Raw genomic sequence first — 18,108 nt, forward strand, 5'->3', positions numbered from 1 at the left:
TCGCAGGGGGCGAACTCCCGCACAGTAAACGGTTGCTGCACACGCTGCCTACCCGTCGGCGCCCGCCCGGCCTATTATCCCAACATGTCTTGGGGAAACGACTCGCCGCTCGTGCCGCTGCGCGCGCTGGCCAACCCGCTGCGTATCCGCATCGTTTCGCTGCTCACGGGCGCGCCGATGTCGGCGACGGAGGTGGCGGAGGAGCTGGGGATCGCGCACGGCTCGGCGAGCTACCACCTGCGGCGGCTCACGGCCGCGGGCTTCCTGCGGCGGGCCGGCGACGGACCCGGCGCGGAGCCCGGCGGCGCGGCGCGCCGAGGACAGCCGCCCAAGCGGTACGAGTACGACCCGGACAGCGCGCTGCGCCTGGACCGCTCGGGCGACTCCGACCTGCTGCTGGAGGCGCTCTTCACCGACCTGCGCCGCCGCGCCGGCGCCGCGAGCCGGCAGGTCACCAGCGCCGACGCGGAGGTCTGGCTGCCGCGCGAGACCTGGGCGGAGGTCTGCGCGCTGACGGACCGCGCGGTACGCCTCGTCCACGACAAGGCGGGCCCGCCGCGGACCGGCGACGGCGTCCACGTCAGCTTCACCGCGATGCTGCTCGAACTCGACGGCGAACGCGGCTGATTTCCGCCCCGTACGCCCGTTTCGCATCCCCGGCCCACAGGAGTGCCCATGACCCCGTCCGCGCACACCTCGCCCGCCTCCCCGCCCGCTTCCCCCGACATCCCCGCCGCCGACCTGGCCGCGTACGCCGCGCTCGTCCTCGACGTCGCCGCACCCGTCGCCGCCGGCGACCTGGTGGCCGTCAACGCCGAGATCGAGCACGCCCCGCTGGCCCGCGCGCTCGCCGAGGGCGCGTACGCGCGCGGCGCCCGCTACGTCGACATCTGGTACTTCGACCCGCACGCCAAGCGCTCCCGCGTCCGGCACGCGGACGCCGCGACGCTCGGGGACGTACCCGACTGGCTCGACGCACGCAACCGTGAACTCGGCCGCCGCCACGGCGTCCTGGTCAACATCCGCGGCGAGGCCGACCCCGGCCTGCTGGACGACACCGACCCGGCGCGGGCGGGGCTCGACCGCATGCCCAACCTCGCCTCCCGCTACCGCCTCCAGCAGGGCGATCTCGTCCGCTGGACCGTCATCGGCTACCCCACCCGCTCCTGGGCGCGCAACGTCTTCGGCGAGGACGACGTGTCCCGGCTGTGGGGGCACCTCAAGCACTTCCTGCGGCTCGACCGCCCCGACCCGGCCGCCGCCTGGCGGGACCGGCTGGCCGAGCTGAAGGCCCGGGCGGCCCAGCTCGACGAACTCGCCCTGGACGCCGTCCACTTCGAGGGCCCCGGCACCGACCTGACCATCGGGATGATCCCGGGCGGACGCTGGGACGCCGTGGGCTTCGACAGCGCCGACGGCCGCCGGTTCGTCGCCAACCTCCCCTCGGAGGAGGTCTACACGACGCCCGACCACCGCCGCGTCGAGGGCACCGTACGGGCCACCCGCCCGCTCGCCCTGGCCGGCACGGTCGTCACCGACCTGGAGCTGACCTTCGCCGCCGGCCGGGTCGCCGAGGTGCGGGCGAGCAGCGGCGCGGACGTCGTACGGGCCCACCAGGCGGCCGACCGCGGCGGCGCGCAGCTCGGCGAGGTCGCGCTGGTGGACGGGACGTCGCCGATCGGCAGGTCGGGCGTCACGTTCCTGGAGACCCTGCTGGACGAGAACGCCACCTGCCACCTGGCCTGGGGCGCGGGCCTGCCCCAGACCGTGCCGGGCGCGGCGGACCTGAACGCCGAGGAGCGCGACGCACGGGGCCTTTCCGTCTCCGCGGTGCACACCGACTTCATGGTGGGCGGCCCGGAGGTCACGGTCACGGGCATCAGGCACGACGGCGGCCGGGTGGTGGTGCTGGAGGACGACGAGTGGCGGCTCTGACGCCGGCGCCTGCGCGCGCCCGTCGCCGTCACTCCGGCGCGAACACCCCCAGGGCGTCGTACGCGATCCACGAACCCGTCGTCTTGCGCAGCGTCAGGACGTTCTCGCCGGGCGTGAAGAGGTCCGCGGGCAGCGGGAGTTCGTAGGACGAGGGCTTGAGGGTGCTGCCCGGCCGGGCCGCGTCGCCCTCCAGCGAGCCGCGGGTGGCGCCGCCGCGGAACTCCAGGGTCCGTACCGTGCGGCCGTTGAGGGCCAGATCGGCGGTGCCGGCGGCGGTGGCGTGGGAGTCGATCAGCCACAGGGCGAAGCCGAGGTCGGCCCCGGGGGCGGCGGGCAGGTCGAAGCGGAGGGCGAAGGTGTGCTCCTTGCGGCCGGCCCAGGCGTCGCCGGGGCCCGGGTGGAGATAACACCAGTCGCGGGCCGGATCGGAGGTGCCGTGGCGGAAGTCGACGCCCTGCGGGAAGGCCGTGGGGTACCGGGCGCTCAGGTTCGGCGAGAGGGCGAACTCCAGCCCGCGGTGGTCGAACTCGCCGACCTGCGCCACCGGGCGGCCGGCCGCGATCGACCGCTCGTTCGCCGCCGCGACGGCGCGCGCGGGCCGGGTGCGGGCGCCGGAGTCGACCACGGCGACGACGGTGTAGCGGCGGGTCACCGGCTCGGGGCCGACGCGGTGGGTGTGGTGCGGGAAGAGGGTGCGGGCGAGGAGGGTGTCGCCGGCGGCGGAGAGTTCGTACACCTCGTAGTGGTCCACGAGCTGTCCGCGGCGCGTACGGTACGGCCGCCACGTCAGCTCGACCACGCCGAGCCCGCCGGCGGCGGCCAGGCCCGAGACGGTGCCCGGCGCGGCGCCGGAGCCCGGCCGCCCGGCGGTGGTGTTGGCGGCGGCGTTGGTGGCGGTGGTGTGCGCGGTACTGGAGGTCATCGTCAGCTCACCTTCTGCATGCCGGGGCGGCCGTGCTGGACGCGGAAGCGGTCGAGCGTGAACCCGGCCGCCCGGTTGTCGGCCCGTACGTAGGGCACCGCCCGGTACTCGGCGGTGACCGCGTGCGCGTCCGCGTGCCCGAGGACGTAGCCGCGGCGGCCGTCGTAGAACCGCATCCAGGGGTGCTGCATCCAGTCCTTCGTGTAGTTGTCGGTGGGCGCGCCGTCGCCGTCCGAGGCGATGGACGTACCGAGGAACTCGCTGCCCACGATCCGGGATTCGGGGTCGGCGAAGTCCGCGAGGAGGTCGCCGGCGATGGAGCGGTGGCAGTCGCCGGTGAAGACGACGGACGGCCGCACGCCGGGCTCGCCGAGGACGTCGAGCAGGCGCTGCCGGGCCGCCGGGTAGCCGTCCCACTGGTCGACGCGGTTCTCCGTCACCCGGACGAGTCCGACCTGCTGGAGCAGCAGGTTCCAGCGGGCGTCGGAGGAGCGCAGCCCGTGGTAGAGCCAGCGCTCCTGGTCCCGGCCGAGCATGGTGCGCCCCGGCGCGTGCTGCTCGGCGGCGTCCGCGGGCTTGGGGTCGCGGTACTGGCGGGCGTCGAGGACGTGCAGGGCGGCCAGGCCGCCGTAGCGCAGCCGGCGGTGCAGCCGGGTGTCGGGGCCGTGGGCGAGGGAGAGCGGGGGCAGCGGGCAGTTCTCGTAGTACGCGCGGTACGCCACGGCCCGGCGGAGCAGGAAGTCCTCCTCGCTCAGGCCGTAGTACGAGTTCTCGTCCGAGTAGTCGTTCTGCACCTCGTGGTCGTCCGGGGTGAGGACCCAGGGCGCCGCCGCGTGCACGGCCTGGAGGTCGGGGTCCGACTTGAACAGTGCGTAGCGCAGCCGGTAGTCGGCCAGGGTGTTGGTCTCGATCTCGTGGCGCGCGCCGGGCAGCGGGGCGGCGCGCCACATGTTGGCGGCGGTGATGCCGTACTCGTAGACGTAGTCCCCGAGGAAGAAGACCACGTCGGGGTCCTTGTCGACCATGTCGCGGTACGCCGAGAAGTAGCCGTGGTACCACGCCTGGCAGGAGGCGGTGGCGAAGGTGAACGAGCCGCGCGCGGAGCGGGGGTCGGGCGCGGTGCGGAACCGGCCGACGGGGCTGGTGCGGCCCTGCGCCCGGAAGCGGTAGAAGTACTGCCGGCCCGGGCGCAGCCCGCGGACCTGCGGGTGGACCGAGTGCCCCAGCTCCGGCAGCGCGACCGCGGAGCCGGCGCGTACGACGCGCCGGAAGCGCTCGTCCTCGGCGACCTGCCAGCCCACGTCGTAGCCGGCGCGCGCCATGCCGCCGTGGCCGTCCTCGGCGAGCGGCTCCGGCGCCAGCCGGGTCCACAGCACGGCGCCGTCCGCGGCCGGCTCGCCGCTGGCCACCCCCAGGCGAAACGGTTCTGCGCGCAGCCGGGGCGCGCCGCCGGCGGCCTCGGCCCGCCCGGCGAGCCCGGCCCCGGCGAGCAGCGCGCCGACACCGACGCCCGCCGCCTGGAGGAACGAGCGCCGACGCGGCGCATGGGGTGGTGAAGTCACCTGAGCCTCCCGGGCGTTGTGAAGATCCGGAAGGATGCTCGCCGGGCGGGATGACCGGGGCGCGACGGGCGGGTGAAGGTCCGCGGGACGGCAGAGAGACGGTCGGCGGGGCGGAACGGACCAGCTCAGGGGCGTGGAGGGCCGGCTCTCGGTTCGCACGGGCCCCACTCGCGGTCGTACGGGCCCCGCTCACCGGCGTACGGGCCCGGCCCCCGGGCGTACGGCCCCGCCGAAGGGCCTGCGGCCCCCTCAGATGTACTGCGCGACCCGCCGCTCCGCGGCGTGCAGGTACTCGTTCAGCGCGCGGCGCGAGCGCGACAGCGTGGTGATGTGCGCGTCGAGCCCGTCCAGCCGGTCGCGGAACTTGTCCAGCAGCTCCGGGCAGGGCTCGAAGTCGGGTCCGGTGCCGGTGGCGCAGGGCAGCAGCCAGGCGATGTCCGGGGTCGACAGGCCGGCGTCGAGCAGGCGCCGGATCTGGGTGACGGTGAGCACGGCGTCGTCCGTGTACTCGCGGTAGCCGTTGCCGGAGCGCTCGGGCTTCAGCAGGCCCTGGGCCTCGTAGTAGCGCAACTGGTGCGCGTTGACGCCGGTACGCCGGCTCAGCTCGCCGATCCGCATGCCCGCTCCTCCTTGACCTTCACACCGGTATGAAGGTTGACCATTCTTCCATGACGACCGACAACCACCCGGAAAACGCCCCCGCCCAAGCCCAGGCACCCGCCCCCGTCGCCGTACTCGGCCTCGGTCTGATGGGCCACGCCCTCGCCGCCGCCCTGCTGCGCGCCGGGCACCCCACCACCGTCTGGAACCGCACCGCCGCCAAGGCCGACGACCTCGTCGCCGAGGGCGCCGTACGCGCCGACACCCCCGCCGCGGCCTTCGCCGCCGCCCCGCTGGTGGTCGCCTGCGTCACGGACTACGACGCCCTGCGCGCCCTCCTCGGCCCCGTCGACCCCGCCGTTCTCGACGGCCGGACCCTGGTCAACCTCACCACCGGCACCTCGGCGCAGGCCCGCGACACCGCCGCGTGGGCCGCGGGGCTCGGCCTGACGTACCTCGACGGGGCCATCATGGCCTCCCCGCCGGCCATCGGCACCGGCGAGGCGGCCATCGCCGTCAGCGGGCCGCGCGCGGACTTCGACCGCCACGGACCCGCGCTGCGCAGCCTGGCCGGCGACATCCCGTACCTCGGCGCCGACCACGGCCTGACGTCGCTGTACGAGATGGCGATCGTCGGCCTGATGTGGAGCCTGCTCAACGGCTGGCTGCACGGCGCCGCGCTGGTCGGCACGGCGGGCGTGTCCGCGGCGGAGTTCACGGCCATCGCGTCGAAGGGCGTTCCGGCCGTCGTCGGCTGGCTCCCCGGCTTCGCCGAGCAGATCGACACCGGCACCTTCACGGCGGACGACGCGACGCTGGACATCCACCGGGCGGCGATGGCACACCTCGTTCAGGAGAGCGAATTTCTCGGCGTGAACGCGGAGTTCCCGGCGCTGATCAAGTCCTTCGCCGACCGGGCGGCGGCGGCCGGGCACGGCGGCGAGGGCTATCCGGTGATGATCGAGGAGTTCCGCCGCCCGGCGGCGAAGCCGGAGTGACCCCACCCCCGGAATACCACCGACAGACCAGGACTTGGCTACCGACATGACCACGACCTCGTACGACCCGCGCGCGCTGCTGGCGGTCAGCCGCCTCGGCGTGCTGGCCACGATCAAGAAGGACGGACGCCCGCAGCTCTCGCCCGTCATGCCGTTCTACGACCCGGACGCCGGCGTCATCCACGTCTCGATGACCGAGGGCCGCGCGAAGACCGCGAACCTGCGCCGCGACGCCCGCGCCACGCTGGAGGTCACCGCGCGCGACGGCCGCTCCTGGGCCACCGCCGAGGGCACCGCCACCCTCACCGGACCCGGCACCGACCCGCACGGCCCGGAGGTCGGCGCGCTGGTCGACTACTACCGCGCCGCGGCGGGGGAGCACCCCGACTGGGACGAGTACCGCGCGGTGATGGTCGCCGACCGCCGGGTGCTCATGACCATGACCGTGGACCGCGTCTACGGCGAGCGGATGGGCTGACACCCGCGCGCACACCGGGGTGACGGGCAGCCGCCCGTCACCCCGTTCGCATGGCCGGGCGTCATCCCCGCGGCGGACGGGGCGCGGCGCCGTACTCGCTTTTCAGTACGCCGAAGTGCCGTACGGGCGACGACGACGGCACGGGGTCCCCGCGGAAACGCTGGAGGGGTTCTTCGAAACCCCAGAAGCGGAGACCTCCTTCCATGGCGACCTTCCTGTACCGGCTCGGCCGGCTCGCCTTCCGCCGGCGCCTTCCCGTGGCGCTGCTGTGGGCGGCGCTCCTCGCCGCCGCCGGCCTCGGCGCGATGAGCGCCGGCGAACCGCCCGACGACTCCTCCTCGATGCCCGGCATCGAGGCCCAGCACGCGTTCGACCTCATCGACGAGCGCTTCCCCGGCGCCGCGGCGGACGGGGCGGACGCCCGCGTCGTCTTCGTCGCGCCCGGCGGCGAGAAGATCACCGCGGGCCCGGGCCGGGCGGCGGTGGCCGCCTTCGTCGCGGACGTGGCCGACGCGCCGCAGGTCGCGGGGGTGGCGGACCCGTTCGACGGGCAGGGCATCAGCGAGGACGGGACGACCGCGTACGCCACCGTCACCTACGAGGTCGCGGAGGACGACGTCAGCGGCGCCGCCAGGGCTGCCCTCGAAAGCGCCGTGGACGAGGCCCGGGACGCGGGGCTGACCGTCGAGGCCGGCGGCAGCGCGCTGGAGTCGTCGGTCTCGGCGGGCGTGGGCGAGGTGGTCGGCTTCGCCGTCGCCGCGGTGGTGCTGCTCGTCACCTTCGGCTCGCTGGCCGCCGCCGGGCTGCCGCTGATCACCGCGGTCGTCGGGATCGGCGTCAGCATGTTCTCGATCCTCGCGCTGGGCAGCGCGCTCGGGCTGTCCTCGACGGTCGGCGAGCTGGCGATGATGCTCGGGATCGCGGTCGGCATCGACTACTCGCTGTTCGTCGTCTCCCGCTACCGCGAGGAGCGGGCCGCGGGCCACGAACCGCGCGAGGCCGCCGGGCGGGCGACTGGCACGGCCGGGTCCGCGGTGGTGTTCGCGGGGCTGACGGTGGTCATCGCGCTGGCCGGTCTCTCGGTGGTCGGGGTGCCGATGCTGACGAAGATGGGGCTGGGCGCGGCGGGGGCGGTGCTGGTGGGGGTGCTGGTCGCGCTGACGCTGGTGCCGGCGCTGCTGGGGTGCTGGCCGGACGCGGTGCTGGCGCGGCGCGACCGGCGCGACCGGCGGGGGCGCGGGAGCGGGTGGCGGAAGGGGCGTACGGCCACGTCGTACGACACGGGCCCGGCCGGTACGAGCCCCGCGGCCGGTACGAGCCCCGCGGGCGGCACGGGCCCCGCGGACGGTGCGGGCCACACGGGCCCCGCGCGCCTCCCCTCCCGTACGAGCCCTCCCGACCGGACGGCGCCCCCCTCCCGCGACACCCTCGGCGTCCGCTGGGCCCGCTTCGTGCTGCGCCGCCCCGTCCCCGTCCTCCTCGCCACCGTCGCCGGCCTCGGCATCCTCGCCGTACCCGCCGCCGACCTGCGCCTCGGCATGCCCGGCGACGAGGCCAAGCCCACCTCCACCACCGAGCGCCGCGCCTACGACGCCCTCGCCGCCGGCTTCGGCCCCGGCTTCAACGGCCCCCTCACCGTCGTCGTCGACGCCCGCGGCGCCGCCGCCCCGCGCGCCGCCGTCGGCGAGGTGGCCGCGGCGCTCGGCGCCACCGACGGCGTCGTCTCCGTCTCGCCGCCCCGCTTCGACGAGGCCGGCGAGACCGCCGTGCTCTCCGCCACCCCCGCCACCGCGCCCACCAGCGAACGCACCAAGGACCTCGTCCACGACATCCGCGACCGCCGCCCGGCGACCGAGGCCGCCACCGGCGCGACGTACGAGGTCACCGGCACCACCGCGCTCAACATCGACATCGGGCAGAAGCTCCAGGACGCGCTGATCCCGTATCTGGCGACCATCATCGGGCTCGCGTTCCTGCTCCTCCTGCTGGTCTTCCGCTCCGTGCTGGTGCCGCTGAAGGCGGCGCTCGGGTTCCTGCTGTCGGTGCTCGCCGCACTCGGCGCCGTCGTCACCGTCTTCCAGCAGGGGCATCTGGCGGGGCTCTTCGGCGTCGAGCAGACCGGGCCGGTGATGAGCATGATGCCGATCTTCCTGGTGGGCATCGTCTTCGGCCTGGCCATGGACTACCAGGTCTTCCTCGTCTCGCGGATGCGGGAGGCGTACGTGCACGGGGAGGACGCGCGCGCCGCCGTGGTGAGCGGTTTCAGGCGCAGCGCCCGGGTGGTGGCGGTGGCCGCCGTGATCATGATGGCGGTGTTCGCCGGGTTCATGACCGGCGGCGAGCAGGTCATCAGGATGATCGGCTTCGGGCTCGCCGTCGCGGTCCTCTTCGACGCCGTCGTCGTCCGCATGGCGTTCGTGCCCGCGGTGCTCGCCCTGCTGGGCAAGCGCGCCTGGTGGCTGCCGCGCCCGCTGGACCGGCTGCTGCCGCGCGTGGACGTGGAGGGCGAGGCGCTGGGCCGCGGGCGCCCCGGCCCGCGGCCGGTCCCGGACGACGAGCCGGACCAGGACCTGACGCGCGTCTGACGCCCCGGCCCGTAGGGTCGGCTGCCCGCACTCCGGTGCGGCGGCCGGCCCCCGCGCCGTACGACCACGGGGCCCGTCCACCCGAGCGGAGAACACCGTGCTCCCCATCTGGTCGCGGTTCACCGACCGCCACCCCCGCCTCGTCGAGGCGGTCCTGCTGCTGCTCGTGCTGGTCGCCACCAGCCGGCAGTACGCCGGCGCCGGCCACGGCTGGGCCGCCGGCCAGCCCTTCGTGGCCGGGGCGCTGCTGCCGATGCCCTGGCGCCGCCGCCGGCCCGGGCCCGTCGTCGTGGTCACCGCGGTCTGCGCCGCCGCCTCCGCGGGCCTGGGCTACGCCCTCACGCCGCTGCTGATGGTGCCGACGCTCATCGCGCTGTACGAGCTGGCCGTACGCGCACCGCAGCGGACCGTCTACGCCCACTACGCCCTCGTCGTCGCCCTGGTCGTCCCCGCGGCGCTCCTCGCCGACAACGGGGAGCAGGACTGGGCCGAGGAGTCGGTCAGCCCGGTCTTCTGGCTGCTGCTGCCGGTGCTCGCCGGCGTCGCGGTGCAGGCGCGGCGCGCGTACGTCGACGCCGTGCACCTGCGCGCCGAGTACGCCGAGCGCACCCGCGAGGAGGAGGCCCGCCGCCGGGTCGCCGAGGAGCGCGTACGCATCGCCCGCGAGCTGCACGACGTCGTCGCCCACCACATGGCGCTCGCGCACGCCCAGGCCGGCACCGCCGCGCGGCTGGCGCACACCCGGCCCGCGCAGGCCGAGGAGATCCTCGGCGAGCTGACCGGCACCACCTCGGCGGCGCTCCGCGAACTCCAGGCCACCGTCGGCCTGCTGCGCCAGCCCGGCGACCCGGAAGGGCCCGAAGGGCGGGAGGGACCGGGCGGCGGCGGCTCCGGGGAGCCGTTGGAGCCGGCTCCGGGCCTGGGCCGGCTGCCGGAGCTGGTCGCGGCGTTCGCCTCCGCCGGGCTGCCGGTCACCGTCGCCGCCGAGGGCGAGGCCCGGCCGCTGCCGCCGGGGCTCGACCTCACCGCGTACCGGATCGTGCAGGAGGCGCTGACGAACGTCGCCAAGCACGCGAGCGCGGGCGCGGCGCGGGTGCGGCTCGCGTACGCCCACGACCGGCTGACGCTCACCGTCAGCGACGACGGCGGCGCGGGCCGGCCGGCGCCGCCGCCCTCACCGCCGCCGGCGCCGGGCGGCGGCTTCGGGCTCATCGGCATGCGCGAGCGCGCCCGCAGCGCCGGGGGGAGCCTGCGCGCGGGCCCGCGGCCGGAGGGCGGCTTCGCCGTGACCGCGGAGCTGCCCCTGCCCGTACGCCACCGGCCCCCCGAACCGCACACCCCGGCCCCGCACACCCCCGAGCCTCCCGGAGAGCCCCGATGACCGTGCGCGTGCTGCTCGCCGACGACCAGGCCCTGCTGCGGGCGACGTTCCGGCTGCTCATCGACTCCTACCCCGACCTGGAGGTCGTCGCCGAGGCCGCCGAGGGCGGCGAAGCCGTCGAACTCGCCCGCGCGCACCGCCCCGACGTCGTGGTCATGGACATCCGCATGCCCGGCACCGACGGCCTCGCCGCGACCGAGGCGATCTGCGCCGACGCGGAGCTGGCGGACGTGCGGGTGCTCGTCCTCACCACGTTCCAGACGGACGAGCACGTGGCCCGCGCGCTGCGCGTGGGCGCCGCCGGCTTCCTCGGCAAGGACGCCTCCGCCGACGAACTCGTCGACGCCATCCGCACCGTCGCCGCCGGTGCCGCGCTGCTGTCGCCGGCCGCCACCCGCGCGCTCATCGCCCGGTTCCTCGCCACCCCCGAGCCCGGCGCAGACCGCGCCGTACCGGCGGACCTGGCGGTGCTCACCGCGCGGGAGCGGGAGGTGACGGCGCTGGTCGCGGAGGGGAAGTCCGACGCGGAGATCGCCGCGGAGCTGGTCGTCAGCCCGCTGACGGTACGCACCCACGTGCAGCGCGCGAAGATGAAGCTGGCCGCCCGCGACCGCGCCCAACTCGTCGTGCTGGCCTACCGGTCGGGCCTCGTGCGGGCCCCGGAGTGAACGCGAGGGGCAGGCGGCGGCCCCGGAGAAACGGCAGCGGCCCGAGGGAGCACCCCGGGCCGCAACGGTATTCGGACGCTGTGTGGTTGCCCAAGCAACGTAAGAGATCGCGATACGGCGATCTCACACACCACCGCCCGGATGCGGCCGCCAGTCGAGCGCAGGCGCGTGGTTCAGGATCTCGTTCTCCAAATGCTGGAGCGCCGGCCGGGGGTTGATGCCCAGCTCCTCCGCCAGCCTGCGCTGGTTGGTACGCAGCACAGCCAGGGCGTCGGCCTGCCGGCCGGCCCGGTACAGCGCCAGGCTCAGCAGCTCGCAGCCGTATTCACGCAGCGGATGAGCCTGCGTGAACGCCTCCAGTTCGGCCACCGCCATCTCGTGGGCACCCACCGCCAGCAGCGCGGCGCACCGCCCCTCGATGACCGAGAGCCGCAGCTCCTCCAGCCGGGCGACCTCGGGCCGTACGTAGGTGGTGTCGGCCACCTCCGCGTATGCCTGGCCCCGCCACAGCATGAGACCGGCCTCCAGCTCACGCAGCGCCTGCTGCGGCTTGCCGCGGTCGAGTGCCTCCCAGCCGGCGCTGGCGCGCTCGCTGAACCGCTGTACGTCGACCTCGACGACATGGGTGTCCAGCAGATAGCCGCGACCGTAGGTGCGGAGCACGGTCGCGGGGGTGCGCGGAGCGCGGTTGGGTTCGAGCACCCGGCGCAGGTTGGCCACGTACGCCTGGAGTGAGGTGATCGCCGACGGCGGCGGGTTGCCGGTCCACAGCTCCTCGACGATGACGTCGACGGCCACGGGCTGGCCCACCTTGCTGACGAGCAGAGCCAGCAGGGCACGCTGCTTGGGAGCACCCAGGTCTAACAGCCGACCGTCGACGACGGCCTCGATGGGGCCGAGCGCCCGGAACTCCGCCATGGGCCGCGGCGGATCTGGGATCATGGACGGCCGTGTCGCGCTCCAGCGGATCGTGCGCGAAGGGGACGGGGGCGCGGTCGGCGGCGCCTCCGGGGTGGCCGTTTCGCCGGGTGTTCCGACAACGAGGCGGGTCGGGCTGGAATCGAGTTCGAGGTCGAGCTCCTTTGCGAAGTACACCTCCAGTATCTCGTTGGCGCGGCGGAGTTCCTGCACTTCGCGCTCCAGCTCCGCGATGCGCCGCGCGTCACCGTTGTCGGTTCCCGCGCGCTGCCCGTCGTCCGAGTGGGACTGGCAGGCTCCGCCCGATCCAGCGCCGATAACCACCGTGTCGACGTTGGTTCTGTCGTTCGTCATCTATGAACTCCCAACATCTCACCGCCTTTTCCGGGGCACCTGGCCAGGGTCGGGTGTCGACCTGGCCGGCTGCCGGCCTCAAGCAGGATCCGGTCACCGTACGCTTCGTGCGGTGTGCGAGAGTGGTACTGCATGGCGCTCCGGAGAGCGCTCTCACACCGCGGCATGACAGCGGCCCGCCCGAAATGCGGCGCGAAGGGTGTGCGCTGCTGAGGTGTCGGGCGGTTAGAGGAGAAGACGTGCGCCGCGTCGGAAAGCGTAGGCGCCGTAAGGATTTGCTGCTGAAAAGCAGCAATATCAACCAGAGTTTCGTAAAATTCGACTTTTGCCGGGTTTGGCGGCCAGAAGTTCTTCGTCTGACCATCAGGCCGGCGGCCGGGTTCCGGCCTTGCGTCGATCATGAGCATTTCTGCTGCCCCCGTATTTGTCGTCCAGTCCCCCGAGACTGGCCGGGGGCCAGCGTAGCCGCGAACCCTAAACCAGTCAAGACCTGGCAATGTCAACTGCGGGTTTAACACGACTGATACACAACGCAATGGATCTTCGGTTGCCGAACACCGAGAGCGACGATCGATCTGGGGGCTTCGATGCTTTTCTCTCCGGCTATTCGATCCCAACATCGCAAACGGGCGTTGTCAACACGGTTTCGGTGGTGCCGCCGCCCCCCGGTGCGGTAACCGCCGTTCCCGCACGTCGAAGGTGTGATCGATTGTGCCAGCCGGGGGCGGAGGGGCAAAGTCCTGCCATCCGCCGACGACATGACAGGAACTTGCTACACGGCGGGCTGCCGAGACGTTTTAGCAAGATCGTCTACGGGGTCTGTCGAGGTGCCCTGTCGAGGGCGGAAGCCCAGGTGAGTCGGGCTGCGCGAGGCGGAGGGAGCCCGGAATGATCTACTCCGAATTTGGTCTGCCAGTCCGCGGGGGCAACCCCCGTGCCGGCGTCGTCCCGGCCTCCGTATGTGTAGCAGAGCGTGACGGTTGCCAGGGTGCGCGGGCTGTGCCAGGGCGGGCCGGGAGGGGAGGCCGCGGGAGGCAAGTCCGGCAAATTCGGCAACGAAATTTCATCCCGGTCCGCAGCGAAGGGGGAGGCACCGCTTCCGGCCTGCGCCGCGGCCTGTCCGGATGCTGATCTTCACCTTTCCCCGGGTACAGCTTCAGGCAATTATCCCGGCGAAATAATCTCTTGTTCGCCGTGCCGTCACACGGGCCACGGAGCCGGCCCGCGTGTGCTATGTGCCGCCGGGTGTTTTCCCGTCCCTCTCCAATTCCTGGTGCGTTGAATTAGGTCCTCGGCGCTTGTGCCGGCCCCGCGGGAGGACCAGTCCTTTGCATGTAAGACGAAGGCGAATCGATCCGGAGGGCCGCCCGCCGGGCGGTGGCCGGGTCGCCGGTGCCGGCGCGGGCCGCGGGGCGACGGGCCTGCGGCGGAGACGTTCTCGGGGGGCGCGGGTCGTACGCGCGCGACGCCGGGCGGGACACGAGACATCTGGACATGTCCATCTTTTCCCCTCTCGCGGCGAAGGAAGCAGCAGACCTCAAACTGATGACAGGCGGCAGCCCCGAAATGTGACCGACGATCTTGAATGAATTTCCGGAAGGGCTCCGCGCGCCCTCGCGGCCGGTCCGCCGGCCGCCGTCCGGCGCCTCGCGCGGGACCCGGCGGGGCAGGTCGGCGGGCCCGTACGGCAAACGCCGCCAAGCCGGCGCCAACCCGCTCGATAGTGCCAGCCAAATCGCCGGGCCGATGCTGAGTGCACGCAGCATCGGTAAAGAGACGTCGGCATGACGGTGTCGAGGAGGCTCATCCGGAAGTCCTGCTTCCAGATCGTGGGGGACGACGACAGCGCTCGGTCTCGGTTGCCGCTTCCTGCGGTTCGGCGGCGGCGGGCAGGGTCTGCCCGGGATCCCCCGATGCCCTGCCTGAGCCGTCACCTCATGGAAGGCCGAGCATGGAAGCCATCGAAGTTCCGGTTCTGATCGTGGGCGGCGGCGGGTGCGGCCTGTCAGCCTCCATCTTCTTGTCCGACCACGGCGTGGAGCACCTGCTGGTCGAGCGGCACACGGACACGTCGAGGCTGCCGCGCGCCCACTACCTCAACCAGCGCACCATGGACATCTTCCGGCAGCACGGGCTCGTGGACTCCGTCCACGAGCAGTCGGCGCCGCTGGAGATGTTCGGCAGGGTGCGCTGGCAGACCTCGCTCACCGGCGACGGGCCGCTGGACGCGCGGGTCATCCACGAGATGGACGCCTTCGGCGGCGGTGCGCTGACCGAGGTCTACGCGGAGCACGGCCCGGTCCTGCCGGCCAAGCTCCCCCAACTGCGGCTGGAGCCCGTGCTGCGCCGCCGCGCCGAGCGGGACAACCCGGGCCGGGTGCTGTTCGGCCACGAGCTGACCACCTTCGCCGACAAGGGCGACCGCGTCGTCGCCGAGATCCGCGACCTGGCCACCGGCGAGACGACCACGGTCACCGCGCAGTACGTCATCGCCGCCGACGGCGGCCGCAGCATCGGCGCCGAACTGGGCGTGCGGATGGAGGGCGTGCCCAGCATGCTCAACGTCACCACCGCCTACTTCACCGCCGACCTCTCCCGGTGGTGGCACGACGGCACGATCATCACCTGGTTCGTCAACCCCTACCGCCCCGACCTGTCCAGCACGCTGCTGGAGATGGGACCCACCTGGGGGAAGCACTGCGAGGAGTGGGGGCTGCACTTCAACCCCGGCGACGCCGACCGCGACGACCCCGAGGCGATGACCGCCCGGATCCGCGAGGTACTCGGCGTACCCGACCTGGAGCTGACCCTGCACAAGATCAGCCAGTGGACGGTCGAGGGCGTGCTCGCCGACCGCTACCGCCAGGGCCGGGTGCTCATCGTCGGCGACGCCGCGCACCGCCAGCCGCCCACCACGGGCCTCGGCCTCAACGGCGGCGTCCAGGACGTGCACAACCTGGCGTGGAAGCTGGCCGCCGTGGTCTCCGGCCGCGCCGACGACGCCCTCCTCGACTCGTACGGAACCGAACGCCGCCCCGTCGGCAAGCGGAACGTCGACTGGGGCCTGTCGACCTGGTTCCACCACAAGGTGATGACCGAGGCCGCCATCGGCCTGGGCGCGCACATCCCGGTCGAGCGCCGGCCGACGGTGTTCTCCGCCTACTTCGACTCCTCGCCGGTCGGCACGGCGGTACGGGCCCGGGCCGCGGAGATCTTCCACACCCACCGCTCCGAGTGCCAGGCGCACGACCTGGAGGTGGGCTTCGCGTACGAGGCCGGCGCGCTCGTCCCCGACGGCACCGAGCCCCCGGAACGCGCCCCCCTGGGCAACACCTACCACCCCACCACCCGGCCGGGGCACATGCTCCCGCACGCCTGGATCGAGCGGGACGGCGAGCGGCTGTCCACCCACGACCTGGTCGGCCGCACCGGCGGCTTCGTGCTCATCGCCGGTCCCGACGGGAAGGCGTGGTGCGACGCGGCGGCCGAGGCCGCAGAGAAGTTCTCGGTGCCCCTCACCGCGGTCCGCGTCGGCGCCGGCGCCGAGTACACCGCCGCCGACGACCGGTGGGCGGCCGTCCGCGAGATCACCGACGAGGGCGCCGTCCTGGTGCGCCCCGACCACCACGTGGCCTGGCGGAGCACGACCGCCGGAGACGATCCGGCGGCCGCGCTGGGCGACGCGTTCGCGCGCGTCCTCGCCCACGGGAGCACCCCGCGCGGCTAGCACGGCACGACCGCACCACCCGGCACCACGGCACGACCCGCACGACCCGCACCACAACTGCACGGCACAGCACGACGGGAGGCGGCGGCGCCTCCGGAAACGATGCCCTCCGGTCGCCGCCGCCCCCCGCGCGCGCCCGCCGGACCGACCCGCGGTCGCGGCGCCGCGCGCCCGCAGCCCGTATGAATGTCCGGCACGGCCGTCGGGTCACATTCCCTTCGCCGCCCCTGTCATGAGGGTTGAGCACGCACGTCCGTGACACGCGACAAGGAGATGATCGTGGCAACACAGAGCGCAGGCTCTGCTGCCGGGCCCGACCCGGGAGCGGCGGGAGCGACGGAGGCCGACCCCAAGCGGTGGCTCATCCTCGTCGTCATCTGCATCGCCCAGCTCATGGTGGTCCTGGACGCGACCATCATGAACCTCGCGCTGCCGTCGGCCCAGGAAGACCTGGAGTTCTCGCTCGCCAACCGGCAGTGGATCGTGACCGCGTACGCGCTGGCGTTCGGCAGCCTCCTGCTGTTCTGCGGCCGGCTGGTCCTCATCTTCGGCCTGAAGCGCAGCTTCCTCGTCGGCCTGGTCGGCTTCGCCACCGCCTCCGCCATCGGCGGCGCCGCGGGCAGCTTCGAGATGCTGGTCGGCGCCCGCGTCGGCCAGGGCGTCTTCGCCGCGCTGCTCGCGCCGGCCACGCTGACGCTGCTGAGCACGACCTTCACCGACCCCAAGGAGAAGGGGAAGGCGTTCGGCGCCTTCGGCGCGGTCGCGGCCAGCGGCGCGGGCATCGGCCTGATCATCGGCGGCGCGCTCACCTCCGGCCTCTCCTGGCGCTGGTGCATGTTCGTGAACCTGCTCTTCGCCGGTGTCGCGCTGCTCGGCGCGGGGCTGCCGCTCGGCAGCAAGGGCGGGCCCCAGGGCCCGCGCGCCAAGCTCGACGTCCCGGGCGTCGTCCTGGTCTCCGGCGCGATGTTCTGCATCGTCTACGGCTTCTCCAACGCCGCGAACGAGGACTGGAGCACCCCGAAGACCTGGGGCTTCCTCGTCGCCGGCGTCGTGCTGCTGCTCGGCTTCGCCGGCTGGCAGACGCGCGCCCCCCACCCGCTGCTGCCGCCGCGCGTCGTCCTCGACCGCAACCGCGGCGGGGCGTATCTGCTGATGCTGCTCGTCGGCGCGGGAGTCTTCGGCTTCTTCCTGTTCCTCATCTACTACATGCAGACCACGCTGGACTACTCGGCGATCACCTCGGGCGTCGCGCTGCTGCCGATGGTCGTGCTGACCGCCGTGGCCGTGAACGTCGGCAACATCAAGATCATGCCGAAGTACGGTCCCAAGCCGCTGGTCATCGCGGGCCTGACGCTCAACGCCCTCGGCACCGCGTGGCTGACCACCGTGGACGTCGACTCCAGCTACGCGACCACGCTCCTCGGCCCGATCCTGATCTTCGGCTTCGGCATGGGCTTCATCTTCGCCGCGGCGCTCCAGACCGGCACCACCGGCGTGCGGCCGCAGGACGCGGGCATCGCCTCGGCGAGCATCCAGGTCGGCCAGCAGCTCGGCGGCTCCATCGGCACCGCGCTGCTCAACACCATCGCGGCCAGCGCCATCACCGACTACCTGACGGAGCACTCCCAGGGGCCGCCGACCGAGGAGCTGGTCCAACTGGCCGCGGTCGACAGCTACGTCACCGTGTTCTGGTGGTGCGCGGGCCTGTTCGCGGCCGGCGCCGTCATCTGCGGTCTGCTGATCCGCTCCGGCCCGCTGCCCGCCCCGGCGTTCGCCGCCAAGCCCGCGGACCCCGTCGAGAAGGCACACTCCTGACGCCCGGCTCACCCCTCCGACCCCCCGTCGAGGCGAAAAGACCGGCCGGCAGCCTCCGTGCGCCGGCCGGTTACCCCTGTCCGCAGGCCGCGCCGCGCGTGCCAAGTGGGCGCCAAGTCGTTGGTGTGCGGCGGCCAAGTGGGGTGCCTGATGCTGGATCCGCGT

The 18,108-nt window shown here is 73.6% G+C and carries 13 protein-coding genes; 9 read left to right on the forward strand and 4 right to left on the reverse strand.

Going from position 1 to position 18,108, the window contains the following annotated elements; all coding sequences use genetic code 11:
• Positions 1-84 precede the first annotated feature (84 nt).
• Positions 85-627: an ArsR/SmtB family transcription factor gene (locus QBL21_RS07055; RefSeq protein ID WP_407561129.1), complete on the forward strand. Its 543-nt coding sequence runs from the start codon at positions 85-87 to the stop codon at positions 625-627.
• 48 nt (positions 628-675) lie between these two features.
• Positions 676-1,935 (forward strand): aminopeptidase, encoded by a 1,260-nt coding sequence (locus QBL21_RS07060; RefSeq protein ID WP_407561130.1) that lies wholly within the window; start codon positions 676-678, stop codon positions 1,933-1,935.
• A 28-nt stretch (positions 1,936-1,963) separates the two neighbouring features.
• Here QBL21_RS07060 and QBL21_RS07065 read toward each other — a convergent pair whose 3' ends face one another.
• The 3 genes from QBL21_RS07065 to QBL21_RS07075 all read right to left on the reverse strand — a co-directional run bounded on the left by QBL21_RS07065 (position 1,964) and on the right by QBL21_RS07075 (position 5,037).
• A complete protein-coding gene (locus QBL21_RS07065) occupies positions 1,964-2,857 on the reverse strand; it encodes a polysaccharide lyase family protein (protein WP_407561131.1) in 894 nt (297 codons plus the stop codon).
• A gap of 2 nt (positions 2,858-2,859) precedes the next feature.
• The gene (locus tag QBL21_RS07070) at positions 2,860-4,419 is read right to left on the reverse strand and encodes an alkaline phosphatase D family protein (protein ID WP_407561132.1); all 1,560 of its coding nucleotides are present in this window, start codon (positions 4,417-4,419) and stop codon (positions 2,860-2,862) included.
• 249 nt (positions 4,420-4,668) lie between these two features.
• Complete coding sequence (locus QBL21_RS07075; protein WP_407561133.1) at positions 4,669-5,037, reverse strand: MerR family transcriptional regulator; 369 nt, start codon at positions 5,035-5,037, stop codon at positions 4,669-4,671.
• Positions 5,038-5,087: 50 nt separating this feature from the next.
• Between QBL21_RS07075 and QBL21_RS07080 the strand changes: the two genes are divergently transcribed.
• The 5 genes from QBL21_RS07080 to QBL21_RS07100 all read left to right on the forward strand — a co-directional run bounded on the left by QBL21_RS07080 (position 5,088) and on the right by QBL21_RS07100 (position 11,129).
• Complete coding sequence (locus QBL21_RS07080) at positions 5,088-6,017, forward strand: NAD(P)-dependent oxidoreductase (RefSeq protein ID WP_407561134.1); 930 nt, start codon at positions 5,088-5,090, stop codon at positions 6,015-6,017.
• 46 nt (positions 6,018-6,063) lie between these two features.
• Positions 6,064-6,495, forward strand: coding sequence for a PPOX class F420-dependent oxidoreductase (locus tag QBL21_RS07085; protein ID WP_407561135.1), 432 nt, complete (start codon positions 6,064-6,066; stop codon positions 6,493-6,495).
• Between the two features lie 203 nt (positions 6,496-6,698).
• The gene (locus tag QBL21_RS07090) at positions 6,699-9,080 is read left to right on the forward strand and encodes an MMPL family transporter (RefSeq protein WP_407561136.1); all 2,382 of its coding nucleotides are present in this window, start codon (positions 6,699-6,701) and stop codon (positions 9,078-9,080) included.
• A 97-nt stretch (positions 9,081-9,177) separates the two neighbouring features.
• Positions 9,178-10,461 carry a sensor histidine kinase gene (locus QBL21_RS07095; RefSeq protein WP_407561137.1) on the forward strand — a complete coding sequence of 428 codons (1,284 nt, stop codon included), beginning with the start codon at positions 9,178-9,180 and terminating at the stop codon, positions 10,459-10,461.
• The gene (locus tag QBL21_RS07100; RefSeq protein WP_407561138.1) at positions 10,458-11,129 is read left to right on the forward strand and encodes a response regulator; all 672 of its coding nucleotides are present in this window, start codon (positions 10,458-10,460) and stop codon (positions 11,127-11,129) included. Before QBL21_RS07095 ends, QBL21_RS07100 begins: the two co-directional genes overlap by 4 nt.
• 123 nt (positions 11,130-11,252) lie before the next feature.
• On the opposite strand, the gene QBL21_RS07105 is transcribed toward QBL21_RS07100, so the two are convergent.
• A complete protein-coding gene (locus QBL21_RS07105; protein WP_407561139.1) occupies positions 11,253-12,401 on the reverse strand; it encodes a BTAD domain-containing putative transcriptional regulator in 1,149 nt (382 codons plus the stop codon).
• Between the two features lie 1,951 nt (positions 12,402-14,352).
• On the opposite strand from QBL21_RS07105, the gene QBL21_RS07110 reads away from it, so the two are divergent.
• Complete coding sequence (locus QBL21_RS07110) at positions 14,353-16,128, forward strand: FAD-dependent monooxygenase (protein WP_407561140.1); 1,776 nt, start codon at positions 14,353-14,355, stop codon at positions 16,126-16,128.
• A 273-nt stretch (positions 16,129-16,401) separates the two neighbouring features.
• Positions 16,402-17,943 (forward strand): MFS transporter, encoded by a 1,542-nt coding sequence (locus QBL21_RS07115; protein WP_407566332.1) that lies wholly within the window; start codon positions 16,402-16,404, stop codon positions 17,941-17,943.
• The last annotated feature ends 165 nt before the right edge of the window (positions 17,944-18,108 follow it).

Origin of the sequence: Streptomyces sp. 184 (assembly GCF_045781775.1) — a bacterium.
GTDB lineage: Bacteria > Actinomycetota > Actinomycetes > Streptomycetales > Streptomycetaceae > Streptomyces.